Here is an 18875-nt window from a genome sequence, read left to right on the forward strand (position 1 = left end):
ATTGACCATCGACTGCCCCGCTTTCGAACCCAGCGCCAACTCCGATTACTGATAACACCAAACGAAAAGGAACAACGATGAGCGATAACATTTTTACTGGCTGCATACCGGCATTAATGACCCCTTGCAGCGCTGACCGGCAACCTGATTTCGACGCCCTGGTGGCTAAAGGCCGTTCATTGGTAGATCTGGGCATGAGTGGCGTGGTGTATTGTGGCTCCATGGGCGATTGGCCGCTACTCAGCGAAGCGCAGCGCCAGGAGGGCGTCGCGCGCCTGGTTGAGGCTGGCGTTCCAACGATTGTGGGTACCGGTGCAATCAATACACGGGAGGCTGTTTCCCATGCGGCTCACGCCGCTAAAGTAGGCGCCCAAGGACTGATGGTGATTCCACGCGTGCTTTCACGAGGCACCTCGGCGGCGGCGCAGAAGTCACACTTTTCGGCCATTTTGGACGCGGCGCCCAAGCTACCTGCAGTGATTTACAATAGCCCCTATTACGGCTTCGCCACACGTGCTGACTTATTCTTTGAGCTACGCCGCAAGCATCCCAACCTGATTGGCTTCAAAGAGTTTGGCGGCGCCGATGATCTTCGTTATGCGGCGGAAAACATTACCTCTCAAGACGAAGATGTCACTCTGATGGTGGGTGTCGACACCACTGTTTACCATGGCTTCGTCAACTGCGGTGCCACTGGCGCTATCACCGGTATCGGCAACGCGCTGCCGCGAGAAGTATTGCAACTTGTCTCGCTCAGCCAACAGGCCGCCAAAGGGGACGTCAAAGCACGGCGTTTGGCCATGGAGCTAGAGGAAGCACTTGGTGTGCTCTCCTCTTTTGACGAAGGCGGCGATTTGGTTCTCTACTACAAGCACCTGATGGTACTCAACGGCGATAGCGAATACGCCCTTCACTTTAATGAAACCGATGCGCTCAGCGACTCACAGCGTCATTATGTGGAGTCACAGTACGCGCTCTTCCGTTCTTGGTATGCGGGCTGGTCTGCCTCGTTATGAAGCCAGAGAACACCACGGGCGCACACCCCCAGGCTGCCAGCGCCCCCAATGTAGCGACTGATGTCGTCGTTATCGGTGCTGGCATTATCGGCACAGCTTGCGCCCTGGCGTTAAGTCGACAAGGTCTGCGGGTCGTGGTGCTGGATAGCCAGCCTCCCGGGATGGGGGCCTCCTATGGCAATGCTGGGCATATGGCAACGGAGCAGGTCTTCCCCATTGCCGATGCCACCATCGTAAAGCAACTGCCTAAGATGCTACGCGACCCCATGGGGCCATTGCGGCTGGATTGGCGCTACATGCCGAAAGCGCTGCCCTGGTTCACTCGGTTACTCTGGAACCTGCGCCCAGCCCCCTATCAAGCTAGCGTGGCCGGCATTCGTGCACTCAATGAGCAGAGTTTGGCCGCCTGGCAGCGGCTGCTTGACAGCGTCGATAGCAGGCACTTGTTAAAAGAAGAAGGCTCTTTCCTGGTATACGAAAAGGCCGACGCTGCCGACGAGTTGGAAGTGCTGCGGACACGAATGGTCGAGCAGCAAGTCCCGGTAGAGGGCTGGACGAGTGATGCCATTCGCGACGTTGCCCCTCAATTGTCAGATAACATTCAAGGGGGCCTGTTTTTCCCAGGTACCGCTCATGTCGTCAACCCATGGCAGGTGGTTAACTCGCTGGTACGGGCTGCCGAAACAAACGGGGTACAGTTCAAGCAGGCCACGGTGATATCCGGACACGTCAATGATCAAGGCGTCACTCTACAGACTGACAACGCGGCAACCCTGACGGCCAGCAAAGTAGTCATCGCCGCTGGAGCCTACTCGGCCAAGCTGACCGCCGCCCTGACGGGTACCAAGGTTCCGCTGGATACCGAGAGGGGCTATCACCTAATGCTGCCGAATGAACGAGGTCGCCTCCCGGTAGCGGTGACGTCGTTGGAGCGCCGCTTTATCATGACGCCAATGGATGAGGGGCTGCGCTTGGCAGGAACAGTTGAATTTGCCGGCCTTCAGCGGCCAGCCAATATGCAGCGCGCCTGGCAACTACATAGACTCAGCCAGGGACTGTTTAGAAGTGAGCTGGATAGCCGCGATGCCAAGCCCTGGATGGGTTTTCGCCCTTCTTTGCCCGATTCCTTACCAATTATCGACAGTGTCAAAGATGGCAAGGTTTTACTGGCCTTCGGGCATCACCACCTTGGCTTGACCCAGGCAGCGCTGACAGCAGAGATTATTGCCGACCTAGCAGCGAGCTCTCACTCTCAGCGGGTGGCTGACTTATCGCCCTACCGGTTAAGCCGTTTTAGCTGACAGGAAAAAGCTGACAGGAAAAAATCGACAACATTCCAAAAAGCTTAACGATTAAGCTGCGCCGTTAGGGCAAAAAATAAATTGCAAAATACCGAGTTGGTATACAGTATCTCGTATATTTCTCTCACCTACGGATTCTTATAGTTGTCATTTACCATGTTTAACGCACCTAACCTCGGCATTACCCCTTCAACTTCTGAGGTGATCGTCAAGCACCTGCGCGAAGCCATTATTGCTGGCCAAATCGAAGAGGGTGAGCCGATACGTCAGGATGACATTGCGAATAAGTTCAATGTCAGCAAAATCCCGGTTCGGGAGGCGCTCAAGCGTCTGGAGGCGGAGGGATTGGTGCTGTTCCAGCGCAACAAAGGCGCCGTGGTCACCAAGATCTCTGAACCCGAGCTTGCCCAGATGTTCGAAGTACGCGTTCTGCTTGAGGTAGAGGCCATTCGCCTCGCGGTACCCAACATGGGTTCGGAAACCTTCGACAACGCCGAACGCATCTGCGACGAGTTCAACCGTGAGGACGACGTTGGCCGCTGGGCCGCCTTGAATTGGGAGCTCCACGCCTGCCTCTACGAGCCAGCGCAGCGCCCCTTTATGATGGGTCTGATTCGATCTATTCACGATAAGGTTGAGCGCTATCTTCGCTTGCAATTGAGCTTATCAAAAGGCAAAGTCCGCGCCGACACTGAACATCGCGCGATTATCGCCGCTTGCCGCAAAGGCAACGCCGACGAGGCGGCAGCGCTGGTTGAGCAACATATTATCGGCGTGTGCCGGACACTCTACGATCACCTACCTAACCGGCTTTCCGAATAAGCCACTGACTTTTCAGACAGGGCTTAGATCACTAAGTCCTGCCCTCTCAATATGCAGGGCAGCGATATTCTAATCGCTGCCCAACCCATCACTATTTTATGTTTTCCCCTTGCGTGATCTGTTTCAACGCTGAGGCGCTAAAGTAGTGATATAGCGGCTTCTGCCCACATTTTTATTAATATTTCATCGCGCACCACCGCTCGAATTTTCTATTTAAAGCAATTAAAACAATGCATTAGCTTTAAATCAGAATTAATGTCTGCAAAACTTGCAAATCGTATCCGAAATAATAAATACTAAGTTTGCTGTCTCTTACAGCCAAGCAAAGCCCACCTAGGAGGTCAAGAATGATAAACAAGACCGCTCCATTAGCGCTTTCCGCTATCTTGAGTGTATCCGTCATCGGCCAGGCACAGGCTGATAAACTCGATGAAATAATTAGCTCTGGAACCCTACGTTGCGCCGTTACCCTCGACTTCCCCCCCATGGGGTTTCGCGACGATAACAACCAACCTGCAGGTTTCGATGTCGACTACTGTAACGACCTGGCCAATGTCCTCGAAGTCGATGCTGAAATCGTTGAAACCCCCTTCCCCGACCGTATTCCCGCACTGGTCTCCGGACGCGCTGATGTGATTGTCGCCTCCACGTCTGACACCTTGGGGCGTGCCAAAACTGTTGGCATGACCATTCCCTACTTCGCCTTCCAGATGGTCGTCCTGACCCGTGATGACACCGGTATCGAAGGATACGATGATCTGCAGGGTCGCCCGGTGGGCAACACCAGCGGCACTTATGAGGCCATGGCGTTGGAGGAGGATGTGGACGAGTGGGGCGATGGCAGCTTCCGCGCTTATCAAACCCAGAACGATACTATTCTGGCCGTCGCGCAAGGCCATATCGACGCCACCGTGGTCACCAACACGGTTGCTTCCTCGACTCTCGAATCCGGCAAATATGAGGGGCTGAAAATTGCGGGTGAAGCGCCCTACGTCATTGACTACGTATCCCTAGCTGCCAAACGCACAGAGTACGGCCTGCTAAATTACCTCAATCTCTTCGTCAACCAGCAGGTGCGCACCGGACGCTACGCAGAACTCTACGACAAGTGGGTAGGCGGCGAACCCGTCGATCTGACCGTACCCGGCGTTTACTACTAGACGCCACGTAACACAACTAACCACTCACAACCATGTACCACGCGCCGCTCTGGCGGCGCGCCCTTCCCAACGAACGAGATGACGTTATGTCTAATATTTCGCTCACCGGTCGTAGTTTGGTTTGTGGTTCAGCCCAGGGCGAACTACTGTATACCGACGTTGGCTTGAGCTTCTGGGGTGGCGTTGATCCGTTCAGTGGCGAGATTATTGACTGTCATCATCCGTTGAGAGGCCAGTGTCTTGCCGGACGCATACTCGCACTGCCTAGTGGACGCGGTTCTTGCACCGGTAGCAGCGTGTTGCTTGAACTGCTTACCGGCGACAACGCCCCCGCTGCACTGATATTCGCCGATCAAGAAGAGATCCTGACTCTAGGGGTCATTGTTGCCGAAACACTGTTTAAATCCTCTATCCCGGTAGTGTGCGTCGGCCCAAAGGCGTTTACCACGCTTCGCCAAAGACGCTTTGCGCGTATTGAAAATGAAAAAATAAGTCTTTTCGACACTCTCCCCTTGGGCGATTGGGCAGCAAAGGTGAACAACACCGACTCTCACCCATCTACACCAGCGCCCTTCAGCCCAAAACCCTCCCGCGTATCGCTCAGCGAAAGCGACCACGCGCTCCTCAGTGGTCACCATGGAAAGGCAGCTCAGGAGGCGATGCGCATCGTGTTACGAATGGCTGAGCTTCAAGGCGCCGACCAACTGATAGACATCAGCCAAGCGCATATAGACGGCTGTATTTATACCGGCCCAGCCAGTTTGCGCTTCGCTGAGCAGTTAGTGGAATGGGGCGCGCAAGTGCGCGTACCAACCACACTCAATTCTATATCGGTTGATCAGTGCCGCTGGCGGGCGCAGGGCATCGACCCCGCTTTCGGCGAGCCTGCCAGTGCGTTAGGCAATGCTTACATGGCCATGGGCGCGCAGCTCAGTTACACCTGCGCACCCTATTTACTCGACAGCGCCCCCAAGGCTGGCGATCAGGTCGTCTGGGCTGAATCCAACGCTGTCGTTTATGCCAACAGTGTGCTGGCGGCACGAACGCTGAAATACCCTGACTACCTGGATATCTGCATCGCCTTAACGGGTCGTGCGCCCTTCGTTGGGGCACATCGCGACCAGGGGCGTTTTGCCACGCTGCGTATCGACATCAAGCCACTCGATACACTGGATGACGCTTTCTGGCCATTGCTGGGGTATCACGTCGGGCTGCTCTGCGGCAGCGAAATACCGTTGCTTTGCGGTCTGGAGGAGACAGCGCCCAGCCGCGATGATCTCAAAGCGTTCGGCGCGGCTTTCGCTACTACCTCTGCCGCACCGATGTTCCATATTAGCCAGATTACCCCAGAAGCGATGAGCGAATCCCAAGCCCTTGGTAAACTCCCGCCCTCGCGAGTGTTGGCCATTGAGCCCGACGACCTACTCGCTAGCTGGTACGAACTGGATCACGCTGAAACGCCCCAGGTAGACCTTGTCTCCTTGGGCAATCCCCACTTCTCATTGAGCGAATGCGCAGCACTGGCGGCGCTCTGTTCAGGACGCCGTAAACATCCCGATGTGGCCATCGCGGTCACCTTGGGGCGGGCAGTTTATGCCGACGCTAGCGCGGCGGGGTACGTCACCACCCTGGAGCGTTTCGGTGCCCAGCTTATCAACGATACCTGCTGGTGCATGCTGGGTGAGCCCGTAGTACCGACAACGGCACGCACCCTAATGACCAACTCGGGCAAATATGCCCACTACGCCCCCGGGTTAGTCGGTCGACAGGTGCATTTCGGCAACCTCGCCGAGTGTGTCGAGACCGCCTGCAGCGGAGAAGCCAGTGGTCGGCTACCCACCTGGCTAACAGCCGCTGCAACTCGCCAAGGAGCACACTGAGCCATGTTTGATTATACCTTCCAGTGGCGAACTGCCTTAAGAGCCCTGCCGGATATGCTCGAAGGCGCTGTTGTCACCTTTGAGACCGCGGCGCTATCGATGATCTTCGGTGTCTTGATCGCTCTTGCCTTGCTGGCGATGCGGGAGACCCCCAACATTGCCACGCGGGCAGTAGCAGGCACCTGGGTATCAATCGCCCGCAACACCCCTGCGCTGTTCCAGATCTACATCGTCTATTTCGGCCTGGGCGCTATCGGTTTGCATGTCAGTTCCTGGGCTGCTTTGCTGGCCGGGATCACCTTCAACAACGCGGGTTATCTGGCTGAGAATTTCCGTGGCGGCCTTAAAGCGATTCCCGACACCCAAGTCCGTGCGGCCCGTTCCTTGGGGATGAGCAGCTTCCAGGCGTATCGATTGGTGGTAGTGCCCCAACTCCTGCGGATCGTTTTTTACCCCATCACGAACCAGATGGTTTGGGCAGTATTAATGACGTCGCTGGGGGTTATCGTTGGCCTGAATAACGACCTCACTGGCGTAACCCAGGATTACAACGTCAGGACGTTTCGCACCTTTGAATTATTTGCGCTGGCAGCGGTGATCTATTACCTGATCGCCAAACTAATCGTAGCGATAGCCCGGCTGTTGGCCTGGCGGCTATTCCGCTATTGAGGGCCTGACTATGTTTTCAACCGGCTTTACGTTTTCAACCAGCTTTACCTGGAACGACCTGTTATTTTTGCTTCAAGGGGCCTGGATCACGCTGCTACTGACCTTCTGGTCGATGCTACTCGGTACCTTTATGGGCGTCTCCTGCGGATTACTGCGCGCCCTACTACCTCGGGCGACCATCCCGCTAGGGTGGTTTTTGGATATCTTTCGCAGTGTACCGTTGCTCATCCAGTTTGTGCTGTTCAATTCGCTCAAGAGCATTGTGGGGCTGGACTGGAGTGCCTTCACTGTTGGCTGTGTGGTGCTGGGAGTCTATGTGGCCGCCTTCTGCACCGAGATCGTGCGCAGCGGTGTGCTCTCGGTGCCCCAGAATCTGCGCTTGGCCAGCCGTTCGCTGGGCATGACCTACTGGCAAGACCTGCGTTACGTGGTGATGCCGCTCGCAACCCGGGTAGCCTTTCCCGGCTGGCTCAACCTCTCCCTCTCGGCCATGAAAGATACCGCGCTGGTGATGTGGATCGGCATCATTGAATTGCTCCGTGCCTCCCAGGCCATCGTTACGCGCATTCAGGAGCCACTGCTGGTGCTGTGCATCGCAGGGCTAATCTATTACCTCATTAGCTTAGTGGTATCCCGCCTAGGTGCCCAAGTGGAAAAAAGGTGGCAGCAGAATGATTGAGATTGAAAAGGTACATAAATCATTTAAAGACTTAGAAGTAATCAAGGGAGTCGACCTAACCGTCCAAAAGGGCGAGGTGGTGTCTATTGTGGGGGGCTCTGGCTCTGGGAAATCAACCCTGCTTATGTGCATCAACGGCCTGGAAAATATTCAGGGCGGTTCGATTCGCGTCGATGGCACAGAGGTGCATGCCAAGGGCACCGATATCAATAAGTTGCGCCAGAAAATAGGCATTGTTTTCCAGCAGTGGAATGCCTTTCCGCACCTGAATGTGCTGGAGAACGTGATGCTCGCACCGCGTAAAGTACTGGGCAAGAGCCGGGCTGAAGCTGAAGAGCTCGCCGTCAAGCAGCTCACCCATGTGGGTCTTGCGGATAAGCTCAAGGTATTTCCCGGCAAGCTCTCCGGTGGCCAGCAACAGCGCATGGCGATTGCCCGGGCGCTGGCCATGTCGCCGGACTATATGCTCTTCGACGAAGCCACCTCGGCCCTCGACCCGCAGTTGGTAGGCGAGGTACTTGATACCATGCGCCTACTGGCTGAAGACGGCATGACGATGATTCTGGTGACCCATGAGATCCCGTTTGCCCGGGACGTATCCGACCGCGTGGCCTTTTTCCGTGAAGGCCTAGTTCACGAGATTGGCCCTCCCGATCAGGTGATCGATAACCCACAGAAACCAGAAACCGCTGCTTTTCTAAAGTCGGTCGTTTAGTCGGTCATAAACGCACCCACGACCTGCGCAAACCACAGGTCGTGGGTGTTTAGGCGGATCGAAAGCCTTAGCTAGATCGAAACCTTACCAACTATATTTGACACTACCAATCACACTGCGGGATTCACCGTAGTAGCACCAGTATTCACAGCTGGCCACGTACTCTTTATCCGTTAGGTTGTTGACGTTGACCTGGGCCTGCCAGCCGTCGGCAAACTCATAGCCCACCATGGCATCGAACAGGGTGTAGCTATCTACTTCTGTGTTATCAGCGACACTGGTATCAACGGTGCTGCCCACATACCGCACGCCGCCGCCCAGCGTCACCCCCTTCAGCGCGCCGCCAGTAAAGGCGTAATCCAGCCAGGTAGAGGCCTGGTGACGCGGGATTAACGGCGCACGGTCATCGTCTTCCAGACGTGAATCGGTGTAGGTGTAGGCCGCGGTGACTTTAAGATCATCGGTAATATAGCCAACGCCTTCCAGCTCAAAACCTTGAGAAGTACGTTTGCCTTCCTGCACCTGGAAGCCAGTTGGTGAGTTCACCAGCGTATTGCTCTCTTCCAAATCAAACAGCGCCGCCGTCACGTAACCATCCCAACCAAAGGGGGCCACCTTAACGCCCGCTTCCCACTGGCGCCCTTCACGGGGGTCATAAAGATCACCGTCGCTATCCACACGGCCCAGCGGGTCAAAGGACTCGGTGTAACTGATATAGGGATTAACGCCGTTTTCACCCAAGTACATAGCGCCGCCCGACCAAGATACCTGATCGTCATCTGAACGCTGGGTCGTTCCCGCCGTTAGGTTACTGTTTTCGGTCTCTGCTTGGTCATAGCGCACACCGCCTAGCAGCACCCAGCGGTCATCAATGCGCAGTTGATTCTGAGCATACAAACCCGTCTGCTCTTTATCGATTTCACGGGTGAGCAGGTCATCCGCGCCTACAGGGGTAAAGTTGCCATAAGTGGGGTTGAAGATATCAATGGGGTCGCCGAACGGGAAAGGATCCGCTTCTTGGCCGCTCACGCCGAGGTTTTGATAATCCACCCCCAGCAGTAGCGTGTTTTCGGTGCGGTCGGTGTACCAGTTACCTACCACACGGTTATCGACCGTCCAGCTATCGATGGTGCCATCGCGGTAGACGTGGCCACGAGCTGCCTGCCGTTCATCCGCCATAAAGAAGGCGTAGGTGCTGCGAAGCTCTAAATCCAGCTCGCTGTAACGTAAATCCTGCTCGAAACGCCAAGTGTCATTAAGGTTGTGGCGCAGTTCGTAGCCTAACGCCCACTGTGTGCGTTCATCTTTATCGTAACCCGGCTCGCTGAGGTTGGTTTGCGGGTCGACACGACCAAAGGGCGTGTTCTCCACGGTGCCATAGGGCAGCTTGAACGAGTTCACCGGGACGCCATCGTCTTTTTGCACGCTGGCCAGGAAGGTGACGGTTGTATCGTCGCTGAAATCCACCGCTAGGCTCGGTGCGAAGTAGTAGCGCTCATTATCAGTGGCGTCTAAATCGCCGTCGCGCTCTTTATACAGACCCACTAAGCGGTAGCGGACATCATCTGATTCACCCAGCGGGCCACTGGTATCAATCCCAATTTGGCGATGATTGCGGTTGCCTAGCTGAAGGTTCACCTCGCCTTGTGGCGTTTCGGTCGGGCGTTTGCTCACCGCATTAATCAAACCGCCAGGAGGCGCCTCACCGTAAAGAATCGATGAGGGGCCTTTGAAGACATCCACTCGCTCCAGGCCATAAGGCTCCGGCAGCCACTGATAAAACCCTTCGCGATAGATACGCAGGCCGTCCTGGTAAGTGGACTGATCAAAACCGCGCACCTTGAACCAATCGGTGTTGTTGTCGCTACCGAAATGGCCTGACAACACGCCCGCACGATAGCGGAAGGTTTCATCTAATTGCTGAACGTTGCGGGTTTCCAGCTCTTCGCGGTCAACGCTTGAAACTGGGCGTGGTGTTTCCACCAGCTGAGTATCGACCTTAAGAGCAGTGGCCGTAACGACAACAGTGTCATTGTTAACGGACTCTTCTTGCGCATAGGCGGATGCGCAAAACAGCGCCGCGGTGACGGGAATCAGCGCGGAAATTGAACGCGCCAAGGGGCGACGAGCAAACGGCAGACAAGGCATGTTGTAGTCTCATTTGGAAATGGGAGCGAAGAGGAAGCAGTGCATTAAGCATCATGATAATCGTTGTTATTAGTATTCATGATAGCTTTTTTGAGTAGTTGCTATCAATAGCTTGGTGCGGGCGTTTCAACGCTACAACTACCATGACACCGGGGGGAGCTCACACCAGCATAAAGGCGATGCCACCAGGGACTTATTCCTCACGGCAATTACTAGTCGGCGGAAAGCGTTTTGGCTTGACAGGATTTAAGGGCGAGCAGGTTGGTCTTTGATCGGGGTCGCTTGCGTGGCTGGAGCAGGCTCAACCGTCAGATGGCGAAGCGGCCATTTAGGCCTTTCGGGGCTGAGTAGTGCGCGGAAATCTGTTGCCGACAGCGGTTTACTGAACAGAAAGCCTTGGGCGCCATCGCAACCCTGCAGCGTGAGATGATCCAGCTGTGCTTGAGTCTCAACACCTTTGGCAATGACCCGTAAGGCCAGGTTCTGGCCAAAGTTGATAAGGGCATTGATGAAACTGGTATTTTCGAAGCTATCGAGCATGTCATTAACAAAACAGGGGGCAATATTGAGCGTGTCGAGAGGAAAGCATTTCAAGCGTTTCAGGCTGGCACTCCCCGAGCCGAAGTCGTCAATAGCAATGCGTATACCTAGATGACTCAACTCTATCAGTGTTGCTATTGATGCATCGTTTTCATAAGACATAAGGCTGCTTTCGGTCACCTCCAGCTCTAGAAAATGTGCTGCTAGCCCTGTCTCAGACAATATGCCGTCAATACGCGCAGGCAATGACTTATCGCGCAGTTCTATAGCCGACAAATTTACAGCGATAGGGACGATTTCAACGCCTTGCGCTCGCCATGCCTGCAACTGTCGGCAAGTCTCAAGCAGCACCCAGTGGCCAATAGGGCCGATAAGGCCGCGGGCCTCTGCGACAGGCAGAAACGCCAAAGGCTGCACAAGGCCCAAGATAGGATTGCGCCATCGCACCAACGCTTCGGCACTACACAAATAACCCGTTGTGATATCTATTCGGGGTTGGAAATCGAGAAACAGGCCATCTTCCTTCAGCGCTCGATGCAGTTGAAGTTCAATATCGCGACGTTGCTCTCTCTGTGCATTCATATCAGTTCTGAAAAGCTGGTAATGATTGCAGCCGCTACTCTTGGCGTAATACATAGCCGTATCGGCATTATTGAGCAGCGTACGAGCATCGGTACCGTGATCAGGATAGAGGCTAATGCCGATACTGGTGGTAATGCGCAGTTCGTGGGTATCGATTCGATAGGGTGTAGCCAACACACTTAGCATTTTTTCTGCCATCTTGGCAGCATCTTGTGGCGTTGCAATTTCACTTAGCAACACTACAAACTCATCGCCGCCCTGCCGGCATATCGTGTCTGTGTCGCGGATACATTCACTAAGGCGAGCAGCGACCGACTGTAATAGAGCGTCGCCTACCGCATGGCCAAGCGAATCATTGATAGGCTTGAAAGCATCAAGATCCAGATATATGAGCGCCACCTGATGCTGATGCCGTTTTGCTAGCCCAATGGCCCAGGAAAGGCGCTCGGAAAGCAGAACACGATTGGGCAGCCCGGTGAGTGAATCATGCTGCGCCTGATAGGCCAGCTGCGACGACTGAACAGGCGACTGGCAGGCATCATGAAATACGATCACCGCCCCCTTGATGCAGCCGTCACGGCCTTGGATGGGCGCCGCAGAGTCTTCTATCTTCAACTGGCTACCGTCCTTGCGAATCAGTACGCAGTCCATCGCGAGCCCGACGGTGCGGTTTTCATCTATGGCACGCTGCGCAGGGTTAGTAGCGGCAAGCAACGTATGGCCATCGACGAGCGTAAGCACCTGCGACAAGGGTTTGCCAATCGCATCCAGACTCAACCAGCCAGTCAACTGTTCAGCAACGCGGTTTAGGTAGGTAACACGGTACTCTATGTCGGTCGTAATCACGGCATCGCCGATTGAGTTTAATGTCGCTTGAGCCCACTCCATTGCGTCCTGCAGGGCAGCTTCGGCGGTATGCAATCGCGTGTCTATATGATCCTGCTCGGCGGTATCTTCGTGTGTGTGCATGCCTTCTTTTAGGCAGTTAATACTCAGTATGGAATGCTCCAGCGCCATTTACTCGCTCCTTACCCTATAACGGGAGCCTCCCCCTTTTAAAAAACTGAGAGGAATCTTTTCGTGGCCTATGAAGAAGCCGGTCTTAGCTTGAAGATTTGAAAATAAAAACGCTGCGCTCTTTGCATCACATAGTGGATTGCAGCGCAAAGTGGAACATCCTGTACTGGCATATCCCTTGCCTCAGTTAATTTAACGCTACACGTTTGCTCCGCAACTGAATGTGCGCTGGCGTACATTAGGTGATGAAATATTCGAAAAAAACCTACTTTTAAACCATACGATTCGTGTTATCTCAGTATGGTGATACTTCTGTATGTTCGGTAGCGTACAGTCTCGGCTGCGCAGTGCTCTACAATTTATCCATATGATTATATGTTTTTGATATATATGAATATTATTTCGCTGAGCAGCTGCGCGACAGCCAGCCATAGAGAGAGGATTTCTATGCTAAAAACTGAAGATTTGCAGCAGAATTCTCTACTTAGACTGCTGACCGAAGAAGAATTAACCCATTTATTGCCAAGTTTTGAGAAGGTGACGCTCACGCTGGGACAATCGCTGTCTGAATCAGGCAAGCAAATGAGCCATGTCTACTTTCCTCTTGATGCCATCGTTTCACTGCTTTGCGTGATGGAAGATGGCGCCTCGACGGAAATCGCCGTGGTCGGCTATGAAGGCGTCGTTGGCGTATCGCTGTTTATGGGCGGTGAAACGACGCCTAGCCGAGCGATCGTTCAGAGTGCGGGGCAGGCTTATCGGCTCAAGGGGCAACTGCTTAAAAACGAGTTTTATCGCGCGGGTTCTATGCAGCGCCTGCTGCTGCGCTATACCCAGGCTTTACTCACCCAGATGGCGCAGACCGCCGTATGCAACCGTCATCACAGCCTCGACAAACAGCTATGCCGCTGGCTGCTACTCAGCCTTGACCGGCTGCACAGCAATGAACTGCTCATGACTCACGAATTAATTGCCAATATGCTAGGCGTTCGTCGTGAAGGAGTCACTGAGGCGGCGGGTAAGCTTCAGCGGGCAGGCCTGATTTCTTACAACCGGGGTCATATTACGGTAATCGACAGGCCAGGCCTGGAGGCGCGCGTTTGCGAGTGCTACTCAGTGGTCAAGAACGAGTATGACCGCCTGCTCAATCATCATGCCGTAACGTGAGTCCCCCCCCAGTCCACTAACCTAGTGCAACCTATCGATAGCGTCATTTCACTGATCGCCATTATCGGTACAGACAACCAGCTAGATGTTGCGATGGCCGAGATTGCGCGCTCTACACCAGGGTCTTTTCGATATTGTAAGTGGCAAATTGGCATCTGCCTTGAACGGCCACTAAACGTATTGTTTTGGTTTTTTTCGTTTTATTTTGCTTTGACAACGTTTAGTGGCCGATTCATTCCGCGCTATTAACCCTGACTAGAGTACATTTTTGTAAGCCACTCCCCCTTTCATAATCAGCATGAGCTGATCATCCGGCTGAGTAAGAACATTAATATCATCTAAAGGATTGTCTTTGAGCACGATAACGTCCCCCCTTGCGCCAGGAATAATCTCGCCAAAATCTCCTGTGTGCCCATAGGCGTCGGCGGCATGGCTTGTCGCTGCACGAATCAGCTCGTCGGTGGGCACCACGTCTTTACGTAAATTGAACTCATTGAGCTGATGACGCTGCATCCGACCCAGCAGGTCAGAGCCGTAGAGCATTTTAACGCCGTATCGTTGTGCCATCTCCAGCGCCTTGCTACCCGCATCCAAAACGTCATAAACCTTGCGCTGTAGGTGCTCAGCCATCCCTGCCTCCACACCTTCTTTTGCTAGGGCGTCATAGGTGCAGAGCGTCGGCGTGAGGTAGGCGTTGTGCTCAAGAAATAGTCGGCAGCTCTCTTCGTCCATAAGATTGCCGTGCTCAATGGTCTTGACCCCACGTGGAATAAGCCGGTTGATAGCCCGCGCCGTATAAGCATGAGCCATGGTGTGAATATTGGCGGCGGTGGCTTCTTCCACAATGGCGTCAATTTCCTCAAGCGAAAATTGCGTGCTGTCGATACGGTCGGTGGGTGAAGAAACGCCACCAGAGGCCATAATCTTAATCTGAGTGGCCCCCTTGCGAATTTCGTCCCGGGCAGCCCGGCGTACTTCACTGACACCATCGCAAACGCGACCTAAACCCGCACAGCAGAAGCAGCCTTCAAAGGTTTGCTGGCCTGGGCCGCGCATGTCGGCATGACCGCCAGTCTGGGAAAGCGCATTGCCTGCGTACATGATGCGCGGGCCAATCAGCGCCCCTTCATCGACCGCCTTCGCTAAGCCGTAATCTGCCCCGCCAGCGTCGCGTACGGTAGTGAATCCACGCATCAACATGGCTTCCATCAACTCGCTTGATTTGGCACCAACATAGAAAGGCGAAAGCGTTTCAAGCAGAGCAAAATTGGGCGTGATAGCCGTAACGTGGACATGCGAATCAACCAGACCGGGCATCAGGAAGTGGCCCTTAATATCGATGATTTGATCATCACTGCCCTCTAGCGGTGAATCACTAACATCGGTGATACGCCCCTCCTGAATGCGCACCTGCTGGTTGGCGAGAACCTTTCCATTGCGCGTGTCGATAACGTTGGCATTGATAAAGCGTGTCGTTGTCATGAGTATTCCTTGTGAGCGTTCTTGTGAGCGTTTTTGAGAGTGTTCTTGAGAGAGTGGCGTTAAAACATTTTTTGCGGGAGATAGAGCGAAAGCGCTGGAATCAGCACGATCAATAACAGGGCGACAATATCCATGACGATGAACCAGGCTACGCCCTTGAACACTTCAGACAGCGTGACGCTATTGCCCAGGGCACCTTTGATGACATACACATTGAGCCCGATAGGCGGAGTAACCAGCCCCACTTCAAGCAGCTTGACGACGATGATCCCGAACCAGATCAAGTTAAGGTCAGCGCCCTCAACTAATGGCAGGATTAACGGCAGAGTGAGCAGCAGTAGGCCAATGGAGTCGATAAACATACCCAGCACCAGATAGATCAGGGCTACCGCGAGAATGATCCACCAGGTCTCAGTGCTGACGCCGAGAATCAACTCAGAAAAAGCGGCGGGCACGCCACTCATGGCTAAGAAGCGGGTGAAGAACAGTGAGCCGATCAGGATAATAAAGATGCTTGCCGTGCTCACCGCCGTACGAATCAACGCCTCCCGGATGGCTGAAAAGGTTAGCGTGCGACGCGCCAAGGCGATCAGCGCAGCGATAGAAGTCCCCACGGCCCCGGCTTCGGTAGGTGAGAAAACACCCAGAAAAATCCCGCCAAGTACTGAGCCGATCAGCAGCGGCAACGGCCAGATATGCTTAAAGGCATCCCACTTCTCGCCCCAGCTAGAGCGTACGTCGGTGTTGCCCGCCAGGCTGGGATTAAGCTTGGTGCGCACCATAATCATGGCGATATAAAGCAGCGCGGAAAGTACCCCAGGAATAAAACCCGCCATAAACAGCTGCCCTACCGACACCTGGGCATAAACGCCATAGAGCACCAGCAGCACGCTTGGGGGAATCAGCGAGCCGAGTGTTCCCGATGCGGCAACGGTCCCGGTAGCCAGCCCCTTGTCGTAGTTATGCTTGAGCATTTCGGGTACAGCGATACGCGACATGGCCGCCGATGTAGCCACGCTGGAGCCCGAGGCAGCGGCAAAGAAGGCAGAGGCCATAACGCTGGAAACTGCCAAACCACCGGGCAGGCGCGCCAAATAAAGGCGCATGGCATGAAACAGGCCTTGGGTCATATTCGTGCTGGTACACAAATAACCCATAAACAGAAACATAGGTGCGGCGGTCAGTTCCCAGGTGCCCGCAAAGTCAAACGGCGTGGCAGAAATCATGCCCCAGGCCACGCGCATGCTGGTCATTTCGCCAATGCCGATGATCGACACTAAACCCAAGGCAACGCCGATTGGCACGCGCAGGGCGATAAGGGCCAAGGCGATGGCAATGCCAGCCACGCCTATCTCGATATTACTCATTAGGAAACTCCTAGAGGGCTCGGCGTTGTTGCAGCGCCTTAATCATGTTGGCGAGGATGGCCAAGCACATTGCCGCGAAGCCAACCGGTAACGCCCAGCGACTGGGCCATAGGTAGAAGGTAAAATTGGCCATGGCAGTTTCCATTCGAACCGTGGCGCGAACCGCATCAAGATAGCTCTGGTAGCAGAGCATGCCGAAATAAAGCAGCCCAAGGGAGCTCGCGAACAGATAAAGCACCAGCTGGGCACCCGGCGGAAGCCTACCCACCAGCACATCCACACTGATGTGTTCCCGCTGAAGTTCTACATAGGCGAGTGGCAGAAAGACGACAGCGACCATGTAGTAAAAAGACACAAACTCTAGCGTTCCGGTAAACGACTTTCCGAATAGGTAGCGCAGCCCTACATCAAGCGAGACATGCAGCGCCATCAACACCAGAAAGAGTGCCGCTAGCACCATGGCACTTTTGGCGACCCACTGGCTCAGTGATTCGAAGTGTTTGGCCATCATACGAGCTCGCCCCTCTTCGAATCCGGAGCAGAAAAGCCCAGTTCTAACAGGGTCTCTTTCCAGAACAGCAGCATATCGCGGTAAAGTTCAGGATCATCACGCCAGATGCTTTGCGCCCCCATACCTCGCATCATGCACAGAGTGGCATTCAGGGCGACTCGATTCTGATGTGACGTGTGGCTGGCACTGGCGACCAACTGTTCCCAAATTTGCTCCAAAGAGTCATTGAACTTCGAGCCCAGGGTCACAAGCACTTTCATGATATCGGGGTCGGTACGCGCATTAGTGAGGTATTCGAGGGTCACCATATAAAGGTCGCCCTTGAAGTGCTCATGCAATGCCTCTAACAAGTTATCAAAGTTGAGCTCTCCCGCCTTAACGTGCGTGGCCATCTCCCTTACGCTTTCCACTTCACGACTCAGCAAGTCCTCAAGCGCCGCCTGCATCAATAATGTCTTAGAAGGGTAATGGTGAACTAAAGCGCCCCGGGAAACGCCCGCCAAACGAGCAACATCCACGGTTGAAGTAGCACGAATGCCCTTCTCGAGAATGCACTCGATAGTCGCTTGTGTAACCCGAGCCTGGGTTTGGCGTGAGCGTTCTTCTTGATTCTGTCGCTTCGTCATAGCGAACCCTTATTTGGCCTAGGCCGCCTCAATGCGACGGCCTAAGTGTTGCAGCGTTAATAGATGCCGTAGTCAGCAGGAAGCTTATTGTAAATCTCTTCCATGGCCAGTTTGGCCAATGCGTCTTCGTCTTCGCGGTCAACGTCGCTAAGTAAGGCATCCCACTTTGCGTAGGTCGCGATAAAATCATCAATCAGCGCCTCGGGGTCTTCAACGCCATACTCATCACGGGCCTTATCGTAAACATTGGCCAAGGCTTCATCGCGGAAAGCCTCCACGGACGCCATCAGATCCTCTTCGGGCTCATAGATGTTGTTGCCATGGGAAGCGGCTTCTTCTAGTGCGGCTTCAGAAGCGCCGAGGTACTGGACGATCATGCGTGTCATTGCTTTGGCAGTTGCTTCTTTGAAGACATCGCGCTCTTCATCGCTGAGGCTAGCCCAAAAGCCCGAGTTGAAGCCCCACTGAGGGCCAGACCAATACATCCCGGTCGGCAGCAGCGTCGTGTGCTCGGCAACTTCCCAAAGAGACCGATCAATCAAGTCATTCGCTGCATTCGATGCACAATCCAAAGACCCTCGATCAAGACCGCTGTACATCTCACTGGAAGGCACATTCACCGGCGTACCCCCGGCTTGCTCAACCCAGGCAGAAACCGTCGAGCCTGCGGTACGAATACGCTTACCGCGCAGCTCTTCTAGATTGCGCACTGGCTCGCGGCAGAACAGCACATAGGAAGGCGTGTTATAGGCGCCTAGATAGACAATATCTAGCTCCTTCCACTCGGCAAGCTGGGTCGGATTATTCAGACTGAAATCTGTCACCGCCAGGATGCCAACCAGCGGATCGTCATAGTTAAAGCCTAACTCCTGAACGGCATTAGCCACCGGCATTTCGGAAGGCGTGTAGATTGCGGCATGATGAGCAACCTGAACGATATTATCTTGAATACCCTGCAGGTTAGCGCGTGGTGCCAGCAGCACGGTGCCTGTATATACCTCGGGTTGCAGTTCGCCGTTCGAGAGCTCCTTGACCATTTCGGCCCACTCGATATAACCATTAAGGGAGTGAGGGTGTTGTTGATCGTAGAACGAATTGGCGATGAATGATGTTGCTGCCTGTGCCGATGAGACCATGGCAGGCAAAGCCAACGCCGCAACGGCTAGTGTCAGCGTCTTACGAGTGGAGTTCAT

General features: G+C 54.3%; 16 protein-coding genes. 9 read left to right on the top strand and 7 right to left on the bottom strand.

Translation table 11 applies throughout. From position 1 onward, the window contains the following. Positions 1 to 77: 77 nt before the first annotated feature. From J7J49_RS08750 to J7J49_RS08785, 8 genes are all read left to right on the top strand, one after another. Positions 78 to 1016: a dihydrodipicolinate synthase family protein gene (locus J7J49_RS08750; RefSeq protein WP_064234401.1), complete on the top strand. Its 939-nt coding sequence runs from the start codon at positions 78 to 80 to the stop codon at positions 1014 to 1016. Then, on the top strand, positions 1013 to 2317 hold the full coding sequence (locus J7J49_RS08755; protein ID WP_215091847.1) for an FAD-dependent oxidoreductase: 1305 nt from the start codon (positions 1013 to 1015) through the stop codon (positions 2315 to 2317). The genes J7J49_RS08750 and J7J49_RS08755 overlap by 4 nt, the downstream gene beginning before the upstream one ends. Positions 2318 to 2461: 144 nt before the next feature. Beyond that, positions 2462 to 3139 (top strand): GntR family transcriptional regulator, encoded by a 678-nt coding sequence (locus J7J49_RS08760; protein WP_251048219.1) that lies wholly within the window; start codon positions 2462 to 2464, stop codon positions 3137 to 3139. Positions 3140 to 3486: 347 nt separating this feature from the next. Next, complete coding sequence (locus J7J49_RS08765) at positions 3487 to 4299, top strand: ABC transporter substrate-binding protein (protein WP_215091849.1); 813 nt, start codon at positions 3487 to 3489, stop codon at positions 4297 to 4299. An 86-nt stretch (positions 4300 to 4385) separates the two neighbouring features. Next, on the top strand, positions 4386 to 6179 hold the full coding sequence (lhpI, locus tag J7J49_RS08770; protein WP_215091852.1) for a cis-3-hydroxy-L-proline dehydratase: 1794 nt from the start codon (positions 4386 to 4388) through the stop codon (positions 6177 to 6179). Positions 6180 to 6182: 3 nt separating this feature from the next. Next, on the top strand, positions 6183 to 6848 hold the full coding sequence (locus J7J49_RS08775) for an amino acid ABC transporter permease (protein WP_215091854.1): 666 nt from the start codon (positions 6183 to 6185) through the stop codon (positions 6846 to 6848). Positions 6849 to 6858: 10 nt separating this feature from the next. Continuing rightward, positions 6859 to 7527 carry an amino acid ABC transporter permease gene (locus tag J7J49_RS08780; protein ID WP_215091856.1) on the top strand — a complete coding sequence of 223 codons (669 nt, stop codon included), beginning with the start codon at positions 6859 to 6861 and terminating at the stop codon, positions 7525 to 7527. Then, entirely contained in the window at positions 7520 to 8242 is a 723-nt protein-coding gene (locus J7J49_RS08785) for an amino acid ABC transporter ATP-binding protein (RefSeq protein WP_064234395.1), read from the top strand. The genes J7J49_RS08780 and J7J49_RS08785 overlap by 8 nt, the downstream gene beginning before the upstream one ends. A gap of 84 nt (positions 8243 to 8326) precedes the next feature. Here the strand turns inward: J7J49_RS08785 and J7J49_RS08790 are convergent, their stop codons facing one another. Both J7J49_RS08790 and J7J49_RS08795 read right to left on the bottom strand, forming a co-directional pair. Continuing rightward, a complete protein-coding gene (locus J7J49_RS08790; RefSeq protein WP_215091858.1) occupies positions 8327 to 10390 on the bottom strand; it encodes a TonB-dependent siderophore receptor in 2064 nt (687 codons plus the stop codon). A gap of 246 nt (positions 10391 to 10636) precedes the next feature. Continuing rightward, positions 10637 to 12529 (bottom strand): putative bifunctional diguanylate cyclase/phosphodiesterase, encoded by a 1893-nt coding sequence (locus J7J49_RS08795; RefSeq protein WP_215091860.1) that lies wholly within the window; start codon positions 12527 to 12529, stop codon positions 10637 to 10639. Positions 12530 to 12976: 447 nt separating this feature from the next. Between J7J49_RS08795 and J7J49_RS08800 the strand changes: the two genes are divergently transcribed. After that, positions 12977 to 13696: a Crp/Fnr family transcriptional regulator gene (locus tag J7J49_RS08800; RefSeq protein ID WP_215091863.1), complete on the top strand. Its 720-nt coding sequence runs from the start codon at positions 12977 to 12979 to the stop codon at positions 13694 to 13696. A gap of 255 nt (positions 13697 to 13951) precedes the next feature. Here J7J49_RS08800 and J7J49_RS08805 read toward each other — a convergent pair whose 3' ends face one another. From J7J49_RS08805 to J7J49_RS08825, 5 genes are read right to left on the bottom strand one after another with little or no spacing between them, the layout of a single operon-like run. Then, positions 13952 to 15178 carry a metal-dependent hydrolase family protein gene (locus J7J49_RS08805; protein ID WP_215091865.1) on the bottom strand — a complete coding sequence of 409 codons (1227 nt, stop codon included), beginning with the start codon at positions 15176 to 15178 and terminating at the stop codon, positions 13952 to 13954. A gap of 59 nt (positions 15179 to 15237) precedes the next feature. Continuing rightward, entirely contained in the window at positions 15238 to 16545 is a 1308-nt protein-coding gene (locus J7J49_RS08810; RefSeq protein ID WP_215091867.1) for a TRAP transporter large permease, read from the bottom strand. Positions 16546 to 16555: 10 nt separating this feature from the next. Then, positions 16556 to 17056 carry a TRAP transporter small permease gene (locus J7J49_RS08815; protein ID WP_064234389.1) on the bottom strand — a complete coding sequence of 167 codons (501 nt, stop codon included), beginning with the start codon at positions 17054 to 17056 and terminating at the stop codon, positions 16556 to 16558. After that, positions 17053 to 17682: a TetR/AcrR family transcriptional regulator gene (locus J7J49_RS08820; RefSeq protein WP_215091869.1), complete on the bottom strand. Its 630-nt coding sequence runs from the start codon at positions 17680 to 17682 to the stop codon at positions 17053 to 17055. The genes J7J49_RS08815 and J7J49_RS08820 overlap by 4 nt, the downstream gene beginning before the upstream one ends. Positions 17683 to 17738: 56 nt before the next feature. After that, a complete protein-coding gene (locus J7J49_RS08825; RefSeq protein ID WP_215091871.1) occupies positions 17739 to 18875 on the bottom strand; it encodes a C4-dicarboxylate TRAP transporter substrate-binding protein in 1137 nt (378 codons plus the stop codon).

The sequence above is a fragment of the Halomonas sp. ISL-56 genome, assembly GCF_018612805.1.
In the GTDB taxonomy this organism is placed as follows: Bacteria; Pseudomonadota; Gammaproteobacteria; order Pseudomonadales; family Halomonadaceae; genus Vreelandella.